This is a genomic window from Sphingomonas sp. PL-96 (assembly GCF_020707215.1).
Lineage (GTDB): Bacteria > Pseudomonadota > Alphaproteobacteria > Sphingomonadales > Sphingomonadaceae > Sphingomonas.
Map to the genome: position 1 here is coordinate 611942 of NZ_JAJFET010000001.1, position 19927 is coordinate 631868.

21 protein-coding genes are annotated in these 19927 nt (G+C 68.2%); 8 read left to right on the forward strand and 13 right to left on the reverse strand.

Annotated elements, in window-relative coordinates:
- Positions 1–110: 110 nt before the first annotated feature.
- Complete coding sequence (locus LK533_RS02930) at positions 111–1565, forward strand: ATP-binding protein (protein WP_229361264.1); 1455 nt, start codon at positions 111–113, stop codon at positions 1563–1565.
- A 258-nt stretch (positions 1566–1823) separates the two neighbouring features.
- On the opposite strand, the gene LK533_RS02935 is transcribed toward LK533_RS02930, so the two are convergent.
- The 3 genes from LK533_RS02935 to LK533_RS02945 are packed head-to-tail and all read right to left on the reverse strand — an operon-like array spanning position 1824 to position 3427.
- Positions 1824–2264 carry a cytidine deaminase gene (locus LK533_RS02935; protein WP_229361265.1) on the reverse strand — a complete coding sequence of 147 codons (441 nt, stop codon included), beginning with the start codon at positions 2262–2264 and terminating at the stop codon, positions 1824–1826.
- The gene (locus LK533_RS02940; RefSeq protein ID WP_229361266.1) at positions 2261–2935 is read right to left on the reverse strand and encodes a glycoside hydrolase family 25 protein; all 675 of its coding nucleotides are present in this window, start codon (positions 2933–2935) and stop codon (positions 2261–2263) included. Before LK533_RS02940 ends, LK533_RS02935 begins: the two co-directional genes overlap by 4 nt.
- Before the next feature lie 9 nt (positions 2936–2944).
- Positions 2945–3427: a UPF0262 family protein gene (locus tag LK533_RS02945; protein WP_229361267.1), complete on the reverse strand. Its 483-nt coding sequence runs from the start codon at positions 3425–3427 to the stop codon at positions 2945–2947.
- A gap of 124 nt (positions 3428–3551) precedes the next feature.
- Between LK533_RS02945 and LK533_RS02950 the strand changes: the two genes are divergently transcribed.
- Both LK533_RS02950 and LK533_RS02955 read left to right on the forward strand, forming a co-directional pair.
- Positions 3552–5066, forward strand: coding sequence for a replicative DNA helicase (locus tag LK533_RS02950; protein ID WP_229361268.1), 1515 nt, complete (start codon positions 3552–3554; stop codon positions 5064–5066).
- Entirely contained in the window at positions 5059–5427 is a 369-nt protein-coding gene (locus LK533_RS02955; protein WP_229361269.1) for a DUF3088 family protein, read from the forward strand. The genes LK533_RS02950 and LK533_RS02955 overlap by 8 nt, the downstream gene beginning before the upstream one ends.
- A 790-nt stretch (positions 5428–6217) precedes the next feature.
- Here LK533_RS02955 and LK533_RS02960 read toward each other — a convergent pair.
- The 6 genes from LK533_RS02960 to LK533_RS02985 form a co-directional block, all read right to left on the reverse strand.
- Positions 6218–6985 (reverse strand): phosphoadenylyl-sulfate reductase, encoded by a 768-nt coding sequence (locus LK533_RS02960; RefSeq protein WP_229361270.1) that lies wholly within the window; start codon positions 6983–6985, stop codon positions 6218–6220.
- Entirely contained in the window at positions 6978–7436 is a 459-nt protein-coding gene (locus tag LK533_RS02965) for a DUF934 domain-containing protein (RefSeq protein ID WP_229361271.1), read from the reverse strand. The genes LK533_RS02960 and LK533_RS02965 overlap by 8 nt, the downstream gene beginning before the upstream one ends.
- On the reverse strand, positions 7429–9060 hold the full coding sequence (locus LK533_RS02970) for a nitrite/sulfite reductase (protein ID WP_229361272.1): 1632 nt from the start codon (positions 9058–9060) through the stop codon (positions 7429–7431). The genes LK533_RS02965 and LK533_RS02970 overlap by 8 nt, the downstream gene beginning before the upstream one ends.
- Positions 9061–9121: 61 nt before the next feature.
- Positions 9122–9418 carry a DUF2849 domain-containing protein gene (locus tag LK533_RS02975; protein ID WP_229361273.1) on the reverse strand — a complete coding sequence of 99 codons (297 nt, stop codon included), beginning with the start codon at positions 9416–9418 and terminating at the stop codon, positions 9122–9124.
- A complete protein-coding gene (gene cobA, locus LK533_RS02980) occupies positions 9415–10203 on the reverse strand; it encodes a uroporphyrinogen-III C-methyltransferase (RefSeq protein WP_229361274.1) in 789 nt (262 codons plus the stop codon). The genes LK533_RS02975 and cobA overlap by 4 nt, the downstream gene beginning before the upstream one ends.
- 72 nt (positions 10204–10275) lie before the next feature.
- The gene (locus LK533_RS02985; protein ID WP_229361275.1) at positions 10276–11688 is read right to left on the reverse strand and encodes a succinylglutamate-semialdehyde dehydrogenase; all 1413 of its coding nucleotides are present in this window, start codon (positions 11686–11688) and stop codon (positions 10276–10278) included.
- A gap of 248 nt (positions 11689–11936) precedes the next feature.
- Here LK533_RS02985 and LK533_RS02990 point away from each other — a divergent pair, with 248 nt between their 5' ends.
- From LK533_RS02990 to LK533_RS03000, 3 genes are all read left to right on the forward strand, one after another.
- Positions 11937–12821, forward strand: coding sequence for an alpha/beta fold hydrolase (locus tag LK533_RS02990; protein WP_229361276.1), 885 nt, complete (start codon positions 11937–11939; stop codon positions 12819–12821).
- Between the two features lie 10 nt (positions 12822–12831).
- Entirely contained in the window at positions 12832–13971 is a 1140-nt protein-coding gene (locus LK533_RS02995; RefSeq protein ID WP_229361277.1) for a glycosyltransferase family 4 protein, read from the forward strand.
- Between the two features lie 88 nt (positions 13972–14059).
- On the forward strand, positions 14060–15463 hold the full coding sequence (locus LK533_RS03000; protein ID WP_229361278.1) for an NAD(P)H-dependent flavin oxidoreductase: 1404 nt from the start codon (positions 14060–14062) through the stop codon (positions 15461–15463).
- A gap of 71 nt (positions 15464–15534) precedes the next feature.
- Here the strand turns inward: LK533_RS03000 and LK533_RS03005 are convergent, their stop codons facing one another.
- Entirely contained in the window at positions 15535–15726 is a 192-nt protein-coding gene (locus tag LK533_RS03005) for a hypothetical protein (RefSeq protein ID WP_229361279.1), read from the reverse strand.
- Between the two features lie 135 nt (positions 15727–15861).
- Here LK533_RS03005 and LK533_RS03010 point away from each other — a divergent pair, with 135 nt between their 5' ends.
- Both LK533_RS03010 and LK533_RS03015 read left to right on the forward strand, forming a co-directional pair.
- Positions 15862–16350, forward strand: a complete 489-nt coding sequence (locus tag LK533_RS03010) for an SH3 domain-containing protein (RefSeq protein ID WP_229361280.1) — start codon at positions 15862–15864, stop codon at positions 16348–16350.
- A 185-nt stretch (positions 16351–16535) separates the two neighbouring features.
- A complete protein-coding gene (locus LK533_RS03015; protein ID WP_229361281.1) occupies positions 16536–17288 on the forward strand; it encodes a prepilin peptidase in 753 nt (250 codons plus the stop codon).
- Positions 17289–17336: 48 nt separating this feature from the next.
- Here the strand turns inward: LK533_RS03015 and LK533_RS03020 are convergent, their stop codons facing one another.
- The 3 genes from LK533_RS03020 to LK533_RS03030 form a co-directional block, all read right to left on the reverse strand.
- Entirely contained in the window at positions 17337–17951 is a 615-nt protein-coding gene (locus tag LK533_RS03020; protein ID WP_420705804.1) for a DUF1989 domain-containing protein, read from the reverse strand.
- Positions 17948–18631: a guanitoxin biosynthesis heme-dependent pre-guanitoxin N-hydroxylase GntA gene (gntA, locus tag LK533_RS03025; protein ID WP_229361282.1), complete on the reverse strand. Its 684-nt coding sequence runs from the start codon at positions 18629–18631 to the stop codon at positions 17948–17950. Before gntA ends, LK533_RS03020 begins: the two co-directional genes overlap by 4 nt.
- Before the next feature lie 92 nt (positions 18632–18723).
- Positions 18724–19791, reverse strand: coding sequence for a YihY/virulence factor BrkB family protein (locus LK533_RS03030; protein WP_229361283.1), 1068 nt, complete (start codon positions 19789–19791; stop codon positions 18724–18726).
- Positions 19792–19927: the final 136 nt, after the last annotated feature.

Sequence of the window (19927 nt, forward strand, 5' to 3'; positions counted from 1 at the left end):
CCTACTCGAGACAAACGGGGGAGGGGGAATGTGATCCGTCGCGAACCTACCCGCGAAAACCGTCGCATCCCCCTTGCCGCAGCCCCCTGCCATCGTCCAAACGCGCCGGCATGACCGTTGCCGTCGACATGGGAACCGATCCGGCCGGCAAGCCGGTTCCGATTGATCTCGAAGAACTTCTCGCCACCCGCCTGCTAGTTCAGGGCAATTCGGGCTCGGGCAAGTCGCACCTGCTGCGCCGCCTGCTCGAACGCAGCGCGCGCCACGTCCAGCAGGTGGTGATCGACCCGGAAGGGGACTTCGTCACCCTGTCCGCCGCCTATGGCCACATCGTCATCGATGCGGTCGACCACAGCGAGCGGGAAGTGGCGAAGTTCGCCGCCCGTGCCCGCGAGCATCGCGCCTCCGTCGTGCTCAGCCTGGAAGGGCTGGAGGCGGAAGGGCAGATGCGCTGCGCCGCCGCCTTCCTCTCGGCGCTGTTCGATGCGCCGCGCGAACACTGGTATCCCGCGCTGGTCGTGGTGGACGAGGCGCAGCTGTTCGCGCCCACCACCGGCGGCGAAGTCGCCGAGGAAGTGCGCCGTGCGTCGCTGTCGGCGATGACCAACCTAATGTGCCGCGGGCGCAAGCGCGGCCTGGCCGGCGTGATCGCGACCCAACGCCTGGCCAAGCTCGCCAAGAACGTTGCGGCTGAGGCGTCGAACTTCCTGATGGGCCGCACCTTCCTCGACATCGACATGGCCCGCGCGGCCGACCTGCTCGGCATGGAGCGCCGCCAGGCCGAGCAGATCCGCGACCTTCAGCGCGGCACCTTCCTGGCGCTCGGCCCGGCTGTCACGCGCCGGCCGGTGGCGGTGCGGATCGGTGCGGTCGAGACCTCGGCGCGCAGCGGCAGCCCCAAGCTGACGCCGCTTCCCTCGGGCCAAGTCGCCGACATCAAGGACCTGCTGCTCGCTCCCGTGGAGGAGATGCTGCCGCTGCCGATGCCCGCGCGCCCGGCACCGCCGCCTGAAGCGGTGATGGCCGCGATCGAACGGCCGTCCGGCCCGATCGCCACCCCGGCGCTGCCCGAGCGTTCGGAGGAAGAAACCGACACGATCGTCGCCGACGTACTGCGCGTGATCCTTTCGGACGACGACGCGCATCAGCGTCCGGCGGCGATGCTCTACCAGGACTTCGGCGTGCGTTGCCGCATGGCGGGGCTGTCGCGCCCGCCGCTCGACCTGCCGGCCTTCACCCGCCGCCTGTCGTGCGCCCGCGCCGGCATCTTCGAGTCGCCGGAAGCCGAGTGGGGCGACGCGCTCCAGCTCGCCGCCTCGCTGCCCGACGACATGCTCGGGCCGTTCCTGCTGATCGCCCGCGCCGCCCGCGCGGGGGAACCCTGCCCGAGCGACGAGGAGATCGCGCGCACCTATGGCACCAGCTCGATGGGCCGGGTGAAGCGGCTGGTCGCCTATATCGAGAGCCGCGAACTGTTCGTGTGCCGCACCGACCTGTCCGGCCGGAGATCGATCACGCTGCCGCACCTGGGGTGGACGACGGAAGCCTCAGAGGTCGCGGCGTAACGCCCACGCTCTCGCTACCCGTATCCCCGCGGAGGCGGGGATCCAGGGCCAAGCAGAACACCGGCTGATGGTGCTTTGGGCCCTAGGCTCCCGCCTCCCTGACCGGAACCCGTCGGATCGCAGCGCATCGCTGAACACCCAAACCCGTGCCCCGGCGAAGGCCGGGGCCCAGTTGGGAAGGTGCCGGTGAGGTGCGACACGGCAACATCACCCCACCTGGACCCCGGCCTCCGCCGGGGTACGCGCCGAACGACAGCCCTAAAGTCCCAGATCCGCCGGCCCGAACGCATGCGGCAGCAGTTCCGACAGCCGATGCTCCTCGACGGCATCGCCCTCGGCACCCGCGCAGAACACCTTCAAGTCCCGCCGCCCGATCTGCGCCGCTTCGTTCAGCACCTGGCGGCACCGCCCGCACGGCCGCACCGGCACGTCCCCGGTCGCGGCGCCGTCGACCATCATCCCGCCGATCACCGCCACCTCGGCGATCTCGCTCAGCCGCCCCTGTGCGCTGGCGGTCGCAACGGCCACCGTCTCCGCGCACAGCGACAGGCCGTAGCTCGCATTCTCGAAATTGGCGCCGGTGATGACGCTGCCGTCGGTCATGCGCAGGGCGGCGCCGACGGCAAAGCGCGAGTAGGGCGCGTGGGCGTTGCGGGCGGCGGTGCGTGCCGCCGCGATCAGGGCTTTGGTATCGGTCATGGTGCTACGACATCCCAATGGACGGGGCGGTCGACGCCGTCGATCCGCCGGATGGTGCTCGCCTGCCACATCCGCCACGGACGTGCCAGATAGAGGGGCGCGAAGAACTCCTGGGCGGCCCACAGCGGCCGCTCGATGGCGCCGCTCACCTGATAGGCCTTTTCGAACGGCTCGGAGACCTTGAGCAGCATCGGCGAACCGGTGTGGTGCTCCACGACCTTCAGGAACGCACGGATCGACCCCAACACCGCTGCGCGATCCGGTTGCCGGGCACAGCCCTGGTCGAAGTCCAGCTCCAGCACCGTGGGCAGCGCATCGATCGCGCGGGGCACGAAGGTGACGAACGCGTCGGCCTGCGCCTCTGCCGGCCGGCACAGCGAGAACTGGTGGATCACGCCGCGGCGGATGCCCGCTTCCCCCAACGCCGCCCAGTTGGACTGGAACAGCCGGTCGCGGCGGGTGCCGTCGCCGATCGCGCGGACATAGGCGAAGTCCACGCCGCGGGCACGCGCCGTCAGCCAGTCGATCGGCCCGGTCTCCTCCGACACGTCGATGCCTTGTACCGGATATTCCCCCGTGGAGGGCCGCCAGTCGGTCGCATAATGCCAGCCCGCAGCACCGGCGAGACACAACGCCGCTGCGATGGCGAGCACCGCCTTCAAAACCCGCATTCCCTGAATTCAACCCCTGATGTGCAGCACGCAGATGAGCGTGAAGAGGCGGCGCGCCGTATCGAAATCGATCTCGATCTTGCCGCGGAGCCGCTCGATCAGCAGCTCGGCGCCTTCGTTGTGGAGCCCCCGGCGCGCCATGTCGATGGTCTCGATCTGCTGCGGCGTCGCCTGGCGGATCGCCTGGTAATAGCTGTCGCAGATCGCGAAATAGTCCCGGATCGGCCGGCGGAACCGGGCAAGTCCCAGCACCAGCGTTTCGAGCGGGCTGTCGTCGGCGCGGCGGATGTCGATCGCCAGCCGCCCGTCCTCCACCCGCAGTCGCACACGGTACGGCCCGGCATAGCCGTCGGCATGGACCCGCTGGGGCGCGAACCGATTGCCCTCCAGCAAGTCATAGATCGCGATCCGCCGTTCCTGTTCGACGTCCGCGTTGCGCCAGAGAATGGTGCGCTCGTCGAGCGAGACGTCGATGATCCGCGGATCGGCCATGGTGAAGGCAGCGCTTAACCGTTTGGCGTGGCAAGGCAACGCCCAAGCCGGCGAAACGCCTCTGTCCACAGATGTTTCGTCGGTGTCGCTTGAGCTTGGCGGCCGCGTCTGGGAAAAGCACGCCATGGCCACACTTGCACATATCGGCGGCTCGTCCGCTCCGTCCCCGGCTGCGCGCCTCCCCCAGAACGTGGAGGCCGAAGCGGCGCTCCTGGGCGCCATGATGATCGACAACCGGCTGGCCGACGACATCGTCGAGCGACTCGAGCCGGACCATTTCTTCGAACCCGTCCACGCCCGCATCTTCGAAAAGATCCGCGACGTGCGCCGCCAGAACATGCTGGCCAACCCGGTGACGCTGCGCCCGTTGTTCGAGGACGACGCCGGCATGCGCGAGCTGGGTGGCCCCGGCTATCTCGCCCAGCTGACCGGCAGCGGCGCGGGCCTGCTGGGTGCCAAGCAGTTTGCCGAGCAGATCTACGACCTCGCCCAGCTGCGCGCGCTGATCACGGTCGGCACTACGCTGGTGGAGAATGCGCTCGACACCAGCCAGACGATCGATCCCCGCAAGCAGATCGAGCAGGCCGAAGAGGCGCTGTTCCGCGTCGCCGCGGAGGGCACCACCGCCAACACGGTCAAGAGCTTCGCCCAGGCGACGACCATGGCCGTGGCGATGGCTGACCGCGCGCTCAATTCGGGCGGCGGCCTTTCGGGCGTCACCACCGGCCTGGACAGCATCAACTCGCGGATCGGTGGTCTGCACCATTCCGACTTGATCATCCTCGCCGGCCGCCCCGGCATGGGCAAGACGTCGCTGGCCACCAACATCGCCTTCAACGCCGCGCGCCGCTTCATGGACGATCAGCGCGCGGGCGTCGAAAAGGGCAAGTCGGTCGGCGCGAAGGTCGCCTTCTTCAGCCTGGAAATGTCGGCCGACCAGCTCGCCACCCGCGTTCTCGCCGAACAGTCCGGCATCAGCTCCGAAGCGCTGCGCATGGGCAAGATCAGCAAGGCGGAGTTCGTGAAGCTCGCCGACGCCGCCGCGGACCTAGAATCGCTGCCGCTCTACATCGACGACACCGCCGGTCTTTCGATCAGCGGCCTGCACACGCGCGTGCGGCGTCTCCACCGCCGCCTGGACGACCAACTCGGGCTGGTGGTGGTCGACTATCTCCAGCTGCTGCAGGGCACCGGTCGCTCCGACAACCGCGTGAACGAAATCTCGGAGATTAGCCGCGGCCTGAAGACGCTCGCCAAGGACATCGGCGTACCCGTGATCGCACTCTCGCAGCTCAGCCGTGCCGTGGAGCAGCGCGAAGACAAGCGCCCGCAGCTCTCCGACCTTCGCGAATCCGGCTCGATCGAGCAGGACGCCGACATGGTGTGGTTCGTGTACCGCGAGGACTATTACGTCGCCGCCAAGGAGCCCAAGCGCCCGCGTGACGGCGACGACGCCCGCGTGTTCGAGGATCACGCCAAATGGGCGGTCGACATGGAGCGCGTCTATGGCCTTGCCGAGCTCATCATCGCCAAGCAGCGTCACGGCGCCACCGGCAAGGTCACGATGAAGTTCGAGCCGACGATCACGCGCTTCAGCGACTATGTCGGCGAAGGCTATGGCAGCTTCGACAATGAGTGAGGCGGGCGGGCAGGGTGCACGCGACCTGCTGATCCTGATCGATCCGGCGAGCACGGATCCGGCGTATCCTGACGCCCACTACTTCTGCTTCGACTGCATTGTGATCGAGGGCGTGCTCGCGGCCTATCCGGGCCTGCGGGAGCGCCTGGACGTCGAGCACGTCGCCTGGGCCCGCCCGCGCGAGCGGGTGGTGGCGCTGGTAGGGGAGGCGCACCAAGCGCTTCCCCTGCTGATTCTCGCCGACGATGCGCCCGCAGCGCTCGCGACGGGGGAGGCCAACGGCCTACGCTTCGCCGACACCCGCGACGCTATCCTCGAGGCACTTGCCGCCCGCCACGGCATCCCGCGCCGGCACCCGTAAAGCGCGACGGCGCCACCCTCATATACCACGTACCCCGGCGAAGGCCGGGGTCCAGTTACGGTGCCGTCGGACGTGGGCGCGTCACCGTTCCATCCGCCCGGCCCACGGGAATTGCCGCGCAACCCGCAACAGCTCCCCGAGCCCGCCGTACTCCTGCACAGGCAGGGATCCAGGCCAAGCAGAACAACTGCTCGCGGAGTGTCGCAACCCTGGGCTCCTGCCTGCGCAGGAGCACGGTGAGGCCTAGGCGAAGGCCGCGGCAACCTCTCGGACCAGCCGCGGTGTTGTCGGCGTCAGCGCACCCCCGCACCATCATCCCAACTGGGCCCGGCCGTCGCCGGGGTACCCTTCTCGCTTGTGGCATCCGTCGGCTGCGCCACAAACACCGGCAATTCTCGACCGCTGCGGAGGTGTCCCTCCACAACTTATCCACAGCTTGTGCAGCGAGGATTCACCAATCCCTCCACGTGTCCATGCACGCACGACCCACAGCTTATCCACAGTGTTTTGCACATGCTGCCCACACTCCGTCCACAAGCCTGCGCACAAGCCGCCCACAGCCTATCCACCGCCACATTCAACGCCCGATCCACCCCAAGCCAACGCCCCGCCCACTGTCCGCCAACAACTTATCCACAGCCCCGCCCACATGCCCCAGGCGCGCAGAAGCCCTCCCGCAATCACGAGAGCGCCAGACTTCCAGGGCAATACGCAAACGCCCCCGGCCTCCCGCTTTCGCGAGAGCACCGAGGGCGAGAGGAGATACTCAGCGCGGCCTAGCCGCGGCCGGTCAGAAGACGGGCTGGTTCGGGTCGCCGTCGGGAATGGGGGTGTGGATCCCGCATTCGGTCTTGTTCCAGCCGCTCCAGCGGCCGGAGCGCGGGTCTTCGCCCGGCGCCACCTTGTTGGTGCACGGCTGGCAGCCGATCGACGGATAGCCCATCGCCACCAGCGGGTTCACCGGCAGGTCGTGCGCGACGAAATAGGCGTCCAGCTCTTCCTTGGACCAGGTGATGAGCGGGTTCACCTTCAGCCGGTCGCCGTCCAGTTCAAAACGCGGCAGGTTCGCTCGCGTCGCTGCCTGGAAAGCCTTGCGCCCGGTGAAGCTCGCGTCGAAGTTCGCCAGCCCGCGGGCGAGCGGCTCGACCTTGCGGATCTCGCAGCAGCCGTCGGGGTCATAGGACCAGCGCAACCCGCTCTCGTCACGCGCCGCCAGCCGCTCGGCGTCGGGAAGCACGATGCGCAGGTCGGTGAGGCCCAGGAAGCGCACCAGTTCGTCGCGATAGGCGATCGTTTCCGGAAAATGCTTCCCCGTATCCAGAAACAGTACCGGCACGGACCGGTCGACACTCGCCACCAAGTGCAGCAGCGCGGCCGACTCCGCCCCGAACGACGACACCACCGCCACTTCACCGAGCAGCCCTTCGCCGAGTGCCACGCGCAACATCTCCTGCGTGGTCACGCCGCGGAACCGCTCGTTCAGTCGCGCCGCATCCACCAGGGTGAAGCGGGGGGCGACATCCAGCACGTCGATGATGCGCCGCGCGGCATTAGCCATGACGCAGTTTCCACACCGGTTGCACCGGGTCGGCAGCCCGCTGGTAGAAATGCGCGTAGCGGCTGAGCGCCGCCTCGGCGGTCGCCTGGTCGATCGGCGCCTCGGGCGCGAAGCTGTCGAACCCGCAGCGCCGCATCGGCAGCAGTTGGTCGACCAGCACGTCACCCTGCGCGCGCAGCTCGCCCTCATAGCCAGCCTCGCGCAGGACGCGTGCCGAGGAATAGCCGCGACCGTCGCGGAACTTGGGGAAGCTCACTTCCACCAGTGCGATGCGGCCGAGATAGGGCAGCAGCGCGCGTGCGTCGTCGCCCGCCTCCAGCCGCACCGCCGTGGCGTTGGACTGGCCCAGGAACGCGTCCAGCGTCACCGCCGGCTCGTCATGCGGCGCATCGTCGCGAAAGCGCAGGAAGCTCGCCTCGGCATCGGCCGGGTTGGTAGTCAGCTCAGCCATAGATCGCCTCCTTGAACGGCTCCATGCCGATGCGCCGGTATGTGTCGACGAAGCGCTCGCCCTCCTGCCGCTCGGCAAGATAGCGGTCGGTCACGCGCTCGATCGCGTCGACCACCCCGTCCTCGGAAAAGCCCGGGCCCGTGATCTTGCCCAGGCTCACGTCCTCGGCACCCGATCCCCCCAGCAGCAGCTGGAAATTCTCCGTGCCCTTCCGGTCCACGCCCAGGATGCCGATGTGCCCGGCATGGTGATGGCCGCACGCATTGATGCAGCCCGAAATCTTCAGCTTCAGCTCGCCCAGGTCGCGCTGCCGGCCGAGGTCGGCAAAGCGCCCCGCGATCTTCTGAGCCAGCGGGATCGAGCGCGCATTGGCGAGGCTGCAATAGTCGAGCCCCGGGCAGGCGATGATGTCGCCGATCAGGTCCAGGTTCGCCTCGGCAAGGCCCGCGTCGACCAGCTGCTGCCACACCGCGTACAGGTCCGCCTTGCGGACATGCGGCAGAACGATGTTCTGCGCATGGGTCACGCGCAGCTCGTCGAAGCTGTAGCGCTCGGCAAGCTCCGCCATGCGGTCGATCTGGTCGGCCGATGCGTCGCCCGGAATGCCCTTGGTCGGCTTCAGGCTGATGTTGACGATCGCATAGCCCGGCTGCTTGTGCGCCTTGACGTTCTGGTCGAGCCAGACCGCGAAGTCGGGATCGCTGCGGTCCAGCTCGTCCGACAGGCCCTGCTCGAACGGGGGCGGCGCGAAATGCGCGGCGATACGGTCGAACTCGGCCTGCGGCGGGTCGATCCCCAGCGCCTTCACCGCGACGAACTCTTCCTCCACCTGGCGGCGATATTCGTCGGCGCCGATCTCGTGGAGCAGGATCTTGATCCGCGCCTTGTAGATGTTGTCGCGCCGTCCGTAGCGATTGTAGACGCGCAGGCACGCTTCCAGATAGCTGACGAAGTCCTCGAACGGCACGAAGTCGCGGATCAGCGAGGCGATCATCGGCGTCCGGCCCATGCCGCCGCCTACATATACCGCAGCACCCAGCCTGCCGTCGCGCTCGAGGATCTGCAGCCCGATGTCGTGCAGGCGCATTGCCGCGCGATCCTCGTCGGCGGCGATCACCGCGATCTTGAACTTGCGCGGCAGGTAGGTGAACTCGGGGTGGAAGGTCGACCACTGGCGCAGCAGCTCGGCCCAGGGGCGCGGGTCCGTCACCTCGTCGGCGGACGCACCGGCGTACTGGTCGGACGAGATATTGCGGATGCAGTTGCCGCTGGTCTGGATGGCGTGCATCTCGACCGTCGCCAGCTCGCGCAGGATCGCGGGCGTATCTTCCAGCTTGATCCAGTTGAACTGCAGGTTCTGGCGCGTGGTGAAGTGGCCGTAGCCGCGATCATAGGTCCGCGCGATATGGCCCAGCATCCGCATCTGGCGGCTGTCCATCGTGCCATAGGGGACGGCGACCCGCAGCATATAGGCGTGCAGCTGCAGGTAGAGCCCGTTCATCAGCCGCAGCGGCTTGAACTGATCCTCGGTGATCTGGCCCGACAGGCGTCGCGCAACCTGATCGCTGAACTCCGCGATCCGGCCCTCGACGATCGAGCGGTCATATTCGTCGTACTTGTACATGCTACCCTCGTCACACCGGCCTGGGCCGGGATCGCGCGCCGGTTGGCGCCGCGGCGGTCGTTCAGATTACCCAGCTTCCGGCATCCGGATCGGCAGGCTTCAGCGTCAGGTCGGGCCGCACCGTCGGGCCCAGCGCCCGGATGCGGTCCTTGATATGCGCGGGGCGGGGGCCTTCCGCAGTCGCTTCGGCATCGATCACGTAGGGCACGTTCACGCGCAGCGCGGCTTCTTCGACATGGGCGATCGCCTCGCCATTGGTGCCGACGTCGACCGCCTCCTCCAGGTGGCGCGACCAACCGCCGCCGGTCCACCACACCACGTCGCCGCTCGCCAGATCATTGCCCGTCAGGATTTTCACGCCATTGCCTCCGCTGCGGTCGCCCATGCGCCCAGCTTGTCCTCTGCATCCGCCAGTTGGACGACTTCGCCCACCACGATCACCGCCGGGCTCTGCACGCCCTCGCGCCCGACCATCGGGCCGAGGTCGGCGAGGAGCGTGCGCAGCGCCCGCGCGCCGGGCAGGGTGCCGCGCTCCAGCACCGCTACCGGCATGTCCGGCGCGACACCGTCGGCCATCAGCTTGTCCGCAATCGCCTCGGCCGTCGCGACGCCCATGTAGATCACCAGCGTGCGGCCCTTGCCGGCTAGGCCCGACCAGTCCTGGTCGGTCAGCCCCTTGCACTGGCCTGCGACGAAGCTCACCGCCGAAGACCAGTCGCGATGGGTGAGCGGCAGCATGGCACCGGCCGCACAGCCCAGCGCCGCCGACACGCCGGGGATCACCTCAACAGTCAGGCCGGCAGCGCGCACCGCTTCGACTTCCTCGCCGCCGCGGCCGAAGATGAAGGGATCGCCGCCCTTCAGCCGCACGACGATGGCGCCGGTCTTCACATGCGCGACGATCAGCGCGTTGATCGACTCCTGCGGCAGCGTGTGGCGCGAGCGGCGTTTGGCGACCGAGATGCGCTGGGCGGAGGCCGGGGCGATGTCGAGCACCCGCGCATCCACCAGCCCGTCGTGCACCACCACGTCGGCGCTTTTCAGCGCCTCGACTGCGCGCACGGTCAGCAGGCCCGGATCGCCGGGTCCTGCGCCCACCAGGATGACGCGCCCACGCGCGTGCGGATCGAGTAGCGTCGCCATGCTGGCCAAATGGCGCGTCAGGCCGCCACTCGCAACGCCACCCTTGCTTCGCGCTGCCGTAGCGAAACTTTGTCAGCTGTCGCGAAGGCCGATGCCGATAAAGGCGCGCGCCTGCTCCGCCTCGGACGACACCACCGGATACGCGCAGCTGTCGGCGGCATAGAAGCCGCCCGGGCGATGGTTGCCCGACCAGCCCACGCCTCCGATCGGGGCCTTCGGCGATGCACCGATCGTCGGCCGGTTCCAGTTCACCATGCCCGCGCGCACGTTCGCCCAAAAGGCATCGTACCGCCTGGGATCCTGGCTCACCAGCGCCGCCGACAGGCCGTAGCGGGTGTTGTTCGCCTCCGCGACCGCCTCTTCGAACGTCCCGGTGCGGATGACCTGGAGGATGGGGCCGAAATATTCCGCGTCCGACCGCTCGCTGTCGGTCATGTCGATCAGCGCAGGAGTGAGGAAGGGCCGTCCTTCCACCGGGCGCTCCAGATAGCGGATCGGCCGGCCGCCTCGGGTGGACAGGTCCAGGAAGCATTCGGTGAGCGTGTCGGCGGCGTCGTTGTCGATGACCGGGCCCAGGAAGGGGGCAGGGTCGGCATGCGGCTCGCCCAGGATCAGCCGGTCGATCAGGCGGTTGATCTCTTCCAGCAGCGGCTCGGCCAGCCGCTGGTCGACGATCAGCCTTCGGGCGGCGGTGAAGCGCTGGCCTGCGGTCGTGAAGGCGGACTGCAGCACCAGCACCGCCGCCGTGTAGAGGTCGGGGGTATCCCACACCAGGATCGGGTTGTTGCCGCCCATTTCCAGCGCCAGGATCTTTTCGGGATGCTCCGCGAACTGGCGGTTGAGCGCGATGCCGGTGCGCGCGGATCCGGTGAACAACAGCCCGTCGACCAACCGATGGCCCGCCAGCGCGCGCCCGGTCTCCGCGTCCCCAATCAGCAGGCGGACGCAGCCCTCGGGCACGCCTGCCGCCCGGTAGCAGTCGACCAGGAAGGCCCCGACGGCGGGGGTCTTTTCCGATGGCTTGAACACCACCGCATTGCCCGCAAGCAGGGCCGGCACAATGTGGCCGTTCGGGATCTGCGCCGGCAGGTTATAGGGCCCCAGCACCGCAATCACCCCGTGCGGCTTGTGTCGCAGCGCCAGTCGCATGCCCATTTGCGAGTCCAGCCGGCGCTGTCCGGTGCGCTCGGCAAAGGCGGAGATGGCGACGTCGACGTGGCCGGTCACCGCCTCCACCTCCTCGCGCGCTTCCCACAGCGGCTTGCCGGTCTCGCGCGCGATCAGGTCCGCAAAGCTGTCGGCACGGGCGCGCACGACGTTGGCAAAGCGGCGCAGCGTCTCCACGCGGAAGGCGAGCGGCCGCGCTGCCCAGCCGGCCCAGCTTTCGCGCGCCTGGCTGACTTCGGCATCGACACTGCCGCAGGCGCCACGCCAGACAACGGCGCCGGTCGCCGGTTCGGTCGAGACGATTTCGTTGTCGCTCATTGGCCCTCGTTGATCAGACCCTGATCCTCTCCCCGGCCAGTCTGCCCGAAACACCGGCCTTGTGCCAGTTCAGCGAAGCGCCTCGCGCACCGGCGCGAACGCGTCGCCATAGCGCGGCTCGCCGGGGATGGTGCCCCCGAACGCGTTGTGGACGAACCGCGCGAGCGTCGGGATCGCCTGTTCGGGCGATAGGAGACGGCCAACGGATTGGGTTGCGAGCGATTGGCCATACGGCGATATGGGGAGCGATGACCGACAGACGCAATCCGCCCCGTGCCGGCGCCTGGCAGGACGATTTCTGGTGGTCCAACGACGGGCTGCGACTGCACCTGCGTGACTATGCCGGGCGCAGCGACCGTCCCGCGATCCTGTGCCTCCACGGCCTCACCCGCAATGCCCGCGATTTCGAAGGCGTGGCCGCGCGGCTGGCGGGCGACTGGCGACTGGTGGTGCCCGAGATGCGCGGCCGCGGCGAAAGCGCCTATGCGCGCGATCCGATGACCTATGTCCCGCTCACCTATCTGCAGGACATCGACGCGCTGCTCGCGCACTTGCAGCTCGACCGGGTGGTGATCCTCGGCACCTCGATGGGCGGTATCCTCGCGATGCTGCTCGCCGCGACCGAGGGCGAGCGGGTGGCCGGCGCGCTCCTGAACGACGTCGGGCCGGAGCTGTCGCCCGCCGGGCTCGGGCGCATCCGCAGCTATGTCGGCCGCCAGCTGTGGCATCCAACCTGGATGCACGCCGCGCGTTCGCTGGCGGAGGCGCATGGCGACACCTATCCGGACTATGGCATCGCTGAATGGCTGGTCATGGCCAAGCGTCTCTACCGGCTCAACAGCTCCGGCCGCATCCTGCTCGACTATGACATGAAGATCGCCGAGCCATTCCGTGTCCCCGGCAACGAGGCAGGCCCGGACATGTGGCCCGCACTTGATGCGCTGCGCGGCAAGCCGGTGGCGCTGATCCGCGGCGAACGTTCGGACATCCTCTCGGCCGAGGTGGCCGATCGCATGGCCGAGCGCCTTCCGGATGCCGAGCTGGTCACCATTGCCCGCACCGGCCACGCCCCGACGCTTGAGGAGCCGGAGGCCGCCGCTGCGGTCGACCGCCTGCTCGCCCGCCTCGCCTGAAGGTCTCCCCATGCCCGTCCGTATCCTCCACCTCCATTCCAGCTTCGCGCCTGGCGGCAAGGAACAGCGCGCCGTCCGGCTGATGAACGCCTGGGGTGATCGTGCCGTACACACCATCGTCTCGGGCGTGCCGGAGCAGACCGGCGCGCGCGACTGGATCGCCAAGGGCATCCGCTACGAGATCGCGCAGAACCCGCCGCCACTCACCGGCAAGCCCTCGGTCGCGCGCTACGAGGCGATCGCCCGCTATGCGTCCCGCTTCGACCTGGTGCTCACCTACAATTGGGGCGCGATCGACGGCGTGATGGCGCGCCGGGCGTTCGGCAAGACCATGCCGCCCGTCGTCCACCATGAGGATGGCTTCAACCAGGACGAGGCGCAGCGGCTCAGCCCCGTGCGCAACATGTACCGCCGCTTTGCGCTGGGCGCCGCCCATGCGCTGGTGGTGCCGAGCCATGCGCTGGAGGAAATCGCGCTCAAGACCTGGCGCCAGCCCCGCGCCCGGGTCCATCGCATCGGCAACGGCATCCCGGTCGAGAAATACGCCGCCGGCTGCGCGCCGGACGCGATCCCCGGCTTCCGCCGCACGCCCGGAGAGGTCGTGATCGGCTCGCTCGCGGGCTTCCGCGAGGTCAAGGACCTGCCGCTGCTGGTGCGTGCCGTCGGCGGCATCGTCGAGGACGTGCAACTGGTGCTGGTCGGCGACGGCCCGGAGCGGCAGGCGATCCTGGACGCGACCGAGGCGATGGGGATCGAGGACCGCGTCCATCTGCCGGGCTTCCTGCCCGAGCCGCACCGCTACATGGGGCTGTTCGACATCTTCGCGCTTTCGTCCAAGAGCGAGCAGCAGCCGATTTCGGTGATGGAGGCTATGGCCGCGGGCCTGCCCGTCGTTGCGCCGCCCGTGGGCGACATCCCGCAGATGGTGGCGGAGGAGAACACCCCCTATATGGGCATCGACCGGCACGAGGTGCACCTGCGCGACCGGCTCCAGGTGCTGGCGCAGGATCCGGCCGCGCGCGGCCGCGTGGGCGCTGCGAACCAGGCGCGCGCTCGTGCGTTGTTCGACGAGAAGACGATGATCGCTGCCTATGCGGCGCTGTACGATCAGGCGATGGGCAAGCCGGGGGCGCTGTCTCCCCAAGCGTAATTCTCTCGCGCGCAAGGAATTTGGGCAGTAAAGGCGCGGCATCGCTGGTCCGCCGCGCGGGTTCGTCGGGCATCATTCGGAGGTTGGTTTGTTCAAAGGTCTGTCCCCCATCAGCTACAACGGCCGTGAGGTCTGGCCGCTGGTCGAGGGAGGGAAGGGCGTTGCCGCCACCAACCACGCGTCCGCAGGCGCCTGGGCCGCGGCCGGGGGCATCGGCACCGTCTCGGCAGTGAACGCCGACAGCTATGATGCCGAGGGCAAGATCATCCCGCAGGTCTATCGCGCGCTGACCCGCCGCGAACGCCATGAGGAACTGGTCGAATATGCGATCGAGGGCGCCGTCCAGCAGGTGAAGCGCGCCTGGGAAATCGCCGGCGGCAAGGGCGCGATCAACATCAACGTGCTCTGGGAAATGGGCGGTGCGCAGCGCGTCCTCCAAGGCGTGCTGGAGCGCACCCGCGGCATGGTCGCAGGCGTCACCTGCGGCGCGGGCATGCCCTACAAGCTCAGCGAGATCGCCGCCGAGCACAACGTCCATTATCTCCCGATCGTCAGCTCCGGCCGCGCGTTCCGCGCGCTGTGGAAGCGCGCCTATTCCAAGGCAGCCGAATGGCTCGCCGCGGTGGTCTATGAGGATCCCTGGCTTGCCGGCGGCCACAATGGTCTTTCGAACGCAGAGGACCCGCTCGCCCCGCAGGATCCCTATCCGCGCGTGAAGGCGCTGCGCGACACGATGCGCGAGGGCGGCATCTCCGACGACGTGCCGATCGTGATGGCCGGCGGCGTCTGGTACCTGCGCGACTGGAACGACTGGATCGACAATCCCGAGCTCGGCAAGATCGCTTTCCAGTTCGGTACGCGCCCGCTGCTGACTCAGGAAAGCCCGATCCCGGAAGAGTGGAAGCAGCGCCTGATGCAGATCGAGGAGGGCGACGTCCTTCTCCACCGCTTCTCGCCGACCGGCTTCTATTCGTCGGCCGTCCGCAACCCGTTCCTGCGCAGCCTGGAGGCGCGCTCGGACCGGCAGATCGCCTTCACCACGCAGGAGGCCGGCGATCACAGCTTCCAGCTGGACGTCGGCGTGAAGGGCAAGAACTTCTGGGTCACGCGCAACGACCTGCTGCGCGCGCGCCAATGGTTCGGCGCCGGCTTCACCGACGCGCTCAAGACGCCGGACAACACGCTGGTGTTCGTGACGCCGGAGGAAAAGCAGATCATCCGCAAGGACCAGGCCGACTGCATGGGCTGTCTCAGCCAGTGCAGCTTCTCGTCCTGGGCGGATACCGAGACCAACTCGACCGGGCGCCTGGCCGATCCGCGCAGCTTCTGCATCCAGAAGACGCTGCAGGACATCGCCCATGGCGGACCCGTGGACAACAACCTGATGTTCGCCGGCCACGCCGCCTATAACTTCAAGCGCGACCCCTTCTACTCCAACGGCTTCGTGCCGTCGGTGAAGCAGCTGGTCGATCGCATCCTGACCGGCGACTGATACGGTAAAGGGCACGGACGACGCAGCGCCCGTGCCCTTATTGCCAGGCGCTGCGAAGCGCCTGCGGAAGCTTAGTCGACGACCGTGCCGACCACCGCGCCGCCAACACCGCCCACGGCTGCACCCTTTTCGACATCGCCGTTGGTCGCCGCGGCAAGCCCGGCACCACCCGCTGCGCCAACGCCTGCACCGGTAAGGGTCGAGCACGCGCTGAGCGGCACGGCGACGGCGAGCAACAGGGCGGGGGCGATCAACTTCTTCATCGTCAAGTCTCCGGTTAATGACTGCTGAACCAAAGCATGTGCAGCAAAGGGGTTCCCCCTTTCCGCCCTGCAGGACGGTTGAAGCCGACCGGGCGAACGCGATACGATGCTGCGGGGCACAAAAAAGGACGACGCATGCGGCATTTGGTGGTTTGGGCAGGCGGCGCGGCAGTGCTCGCCGCTGCGGTGCTCCCGGTGAGCGAGGCGAGCGCACAGAAGCGCAAGCCGCCCTATTACGCCTCGATCGCAGCCGGCGAGGCGCGGATGCGTACCGGCCCCGGCAAGAATTATCCGGTCAGCTGGGCCTTTCACCGCCGCGACCTGCCGATCAAGGTCGTCGACATCTACCAGGACTGGCGCAAGGTCGAGGACCCGGACGGTACCCAGGGCTGGATGCAGGTCGGGCTGCTGTCCGACCAGCGCACCGGATATGTGAACGGCGGTCTGGTCGAGCTGCGCTCCGCCCCCAACGCCTCTGCCCATGTCGACTGGCGCGCTGCCCCGGGCGTGGTCGGCCGGCTCAGCCGCTGCGCGGCCGGCTGGTGCTATTTCGACGTGAAGGGGCGTGGCGGCTATGTCGAGCAGGCGCGGTTGTGGGGCGTGGACCCCGGCGAGGACTTGTAACGTCCGCGATCGCCGTCGCCTGACCATGCCCTTGCAACGATCCCTGTTCGTATTCCCGCAGAGGCAGGAGCCCAGGGCCACAAGCGTCGCAGGCCCTTGTTCTGCCTGGCCCTGGATCGCTGCCGGCGCAGGGAGGACGCGGCTGTTGGGCCCTTTGCAGAGGCCTCGCCGGACGGAGTCCACCCGTGGCTGATCCCTGGATCTGGCCGGCAAGCCTGGGCCTGCTTGGGCTCGTCTTCGGCAGCTTCATCGCAACGCTCGCGATCCGCTGGCCGGAGGGGCGATCTAGCCTCTCCGGCCGTTCCGCCTGCGACGGGTGCAACCGCACCTTGCGCGCCATCGAGCTGGTGCCGGTGCTGAGCTTTCTTGCCCAGCGCGGCCGCTGCCGAAGCTGCGGCGCCAGCATCGCCCCCAGCCACCTGGCCGTCGAACTCCTCGCCCTGGCCGTCGGCATCGCCAGCGGCCTGGCCGCGCCCGGTTGGCCAGGCGTTGCCGGCGCGGTGTTCGGCTGGTTGCTCCTGACGCTTGCCGCCATCGACCTGCGCGCCTTCTGGCTGCCCGATCCGCTCACTGCCACGCTGGCGCTGCTCGGGATCGGCGGCGGCCTCGTCGGCCTCGATCCGCCGCTCGTCGACCGTCTCATCGGCGGCGTGGCGGGCTTCGGTGTGCTGTGGCTGGTCGCCGCCGCCTATCGCGCCGCGCGCGGGCGGATGGGCCTGGGGGGAGGGGACCCGAAGCTGTTCGGCGCGATCGGCCTCTGGCTCGGCTGGCGCGCGCTCCCGCTGGTGCTGCTTCTCGCCTGCCTGCTTGGACTGGCGGTGGTGCTGGCCAGCCGAATTCGCCGCCGGCCGCTCACCGCGACCGACCGGCTCCCCCTCGGCACGCTGCTCGCCCCGGCGGCCTTCCTGCTGTGGCTACTCACACAAGCAGCGGCTTGAGCGTCCCCGTTCGCAGCGGACACCGACGCCGGTGCGTTCGCCCTAAACCTAAGCCACCGCGCCCGCGAGCGCCGCCTGCTCCACCCGGTAATGGATCGGCTTGAACGTGCCTCCGTTGGAATCGGGCGCGGAACAGGCGGTAAGGCCGATCACCAGGTCCATGTGCGCGCGGAAGCGGATGAAGTCGCCCGCCTTGCTGATCGGTGGCAGCACCTTGAGCTTGCCCGTCTCGCCGTCGATGGGCACGTTCATGAAGCAGTTGAACGCCACCGGGATGCGGTCCGGCGCTACGCCATAGGGCTCCAGCGCGGCCGCCAGATTGCCGAAGCAGCCGCGATGCGGCGGCAGCTTTGGGTAGAAATGATGGAAGGTGTCGTAGGAGCAGGGGGTCAGCAGGAAATCGTGCCGACCGACCGTGTCCTCGATGATCTCCAGCATCACCTGCGAGCGGTTGGAATAGAGCATGTGCCCGGTCGAAAGGTACAGCGTCTCGGCATAGTCCAGCGTTCGGCCCGACGAGATCACCTCGTCCAGGTCGTGCGCGTTGAACGCCAGCAGGTCGGCGACCTGCTCGCCGCGCGGGTCGATCACGGTCAGCGTGTCGCCCTTCGCCAGCCGAAAGGCGGTGCCGCTTCGTTCGGGAATGATATGGTCGGGGATCACTCGTCTCCGGAGTAGTGGAACGGGCAACGCCAGGCCGCGTCGACCTCGCGCCCGCTATACTGGCGCGCCTCGCTGGCAGCGCCGTGGCGGGCGAGCATGGGGTTGCGCGATCCTGCCAGCGCCTCATCCCGCACCAGGATCTTCTCGCGCATGCTCTCGTACTTGCCCTCGGCGCGCAGGCGCTCGAACTGGTCGTGCAGATTGAACACCATCGTCGGCCGGTCGAACCGGCGCGCCGGGCGGCTGGAATGGGGATGCAGCCCAACCACGAAGAACGCCTCGCCCCCGAAGCTCAGCGAGAAATGCGGGTTCTCCGGATCGGGGCTGACGCGTGCGTCATATTCCTGGCCGCGCCACACATCCTTGTCGGACAGGGACTGGACGCGCTGCCACAGCGCCCGCTCGAACTCGGCTTCCGACAGCGTCTCCGGTCCGTCGAACACGACCGCAAAGCTGCGATACATGGTCTTGTCGCGCCGATACTCTTCGGCAAAGCGCAGCAGCGCGTCGTGAATGCGCACATCGTCCCACGCGCTATCGATACGCGTGCAGCCGAGCACCTCCAGCGTGCCCTTCGCAAGCGCAGCCTTGGCGCCCACGCAAGGGAAGTCGCGGTCGCTGACGTGCGCGAACAGGAGCGCTTCCAGGCGATCCTGCGCTTCGTGCTTCCAGTGAAACATAGGTTGGATTCGATCCTCTTGAGGCGCCACTACGTCTGGCGGACGAGTCGGGTTCCGCTGCCCGAACTCGCCCACCAGGCCGCGAGAGGAGCTCAATATTTGTCGCGGCGCGGCTTCGCCTGGCGCTTGCTGGGCAACTGGTCGGCCATGGTAGCGCCGCGACGGCCCGGCGGGCGGGCACGGCCGGTGGTCGAGTCCACCCCGGTCTGGCGTTCGGACTCTGCGTTGATCTCCGCGCCGATCAGCACGGCGTAGCAGGAGACGTAGAGCCACATCAGCAGCACCACGACCGCGCCCAGTGCGCCATAGGTCGCGTTGTAGTTTGCGAAATTGGCCGCATAGACGCCGAAGCCCAGCGTCGCGATGCCCCACAACAGGGTCGCCGCGACCGAGCCAATCGACAGCCACTGCCACTGGGCGCGGGCACGGTCCGGGGCATAGCGGTAGATAAAGGCAAAGGTGCTGCTGGCGATCAGGATCGCGACCACCCAGGTCAGGATCTGGATCGTGATCACGCCTGCACGTCCGAGCACATCGGCCGCCCCCTGCAGATAGCCGAGCGCGCCGGCCGAGAAGAGCCCGACCAGCGCCGCGACGACCGCACCCACCGTCAGCAGCGCCGAGGCGAGCGTCGTCTGGATGATGTTGCGGCTTTCATCTTCCTCATAGATCACGTTCAGCGCCTGGATGACTGCGCTGGACGCGCGCATCGCGCCATAGATCGAAAAGAACAACGCAATGGCGAGCCCAAGGCCTGCCTTGGACGCCGCGGTGGTCGCCACCGAGATCAACTGGTCGGAGATCAGCCGTGCGGCATCGGCTGGCACCAACTCGAAGATCGTCTTCATATGCTCGGCGACCGTGTTCGGATCGGCGACGAGGCCATAGGTCATGACGATCGCACCAAGCAGCGGCACGAACGACAGGAAGCAGTAAAAGGCGACGCCGGCGGCCATCAGCGACAGGTTGTGATAGCCGTCCATCGTGTAGACGCGCTTCAGGATCGACTTCCAGGCCGCCCAGGGATGCTGCCACGGACGTGTGGAGTCGACGCCGGGTACTTCATGCGGCTCCGGATGGAGCTTGGTCTCGGTCGGGTCGGCCGCGGGTGCGCTTTGGCCGGCGGGGGGGCTGCCGGTTGGGATCGCAGCGTCGGTCATCGTGTCATCCTTGATTCCGGTCTTTCGCCCTGAAACGCGCGTGGCCGCCATCCGGATGCAGGGCGAAAGCTTTGTGCCGGAATGGAACTAACAAGCCTCATCATCGGTTGGGACGGCGTGGGGCAGGTGTGCGCGT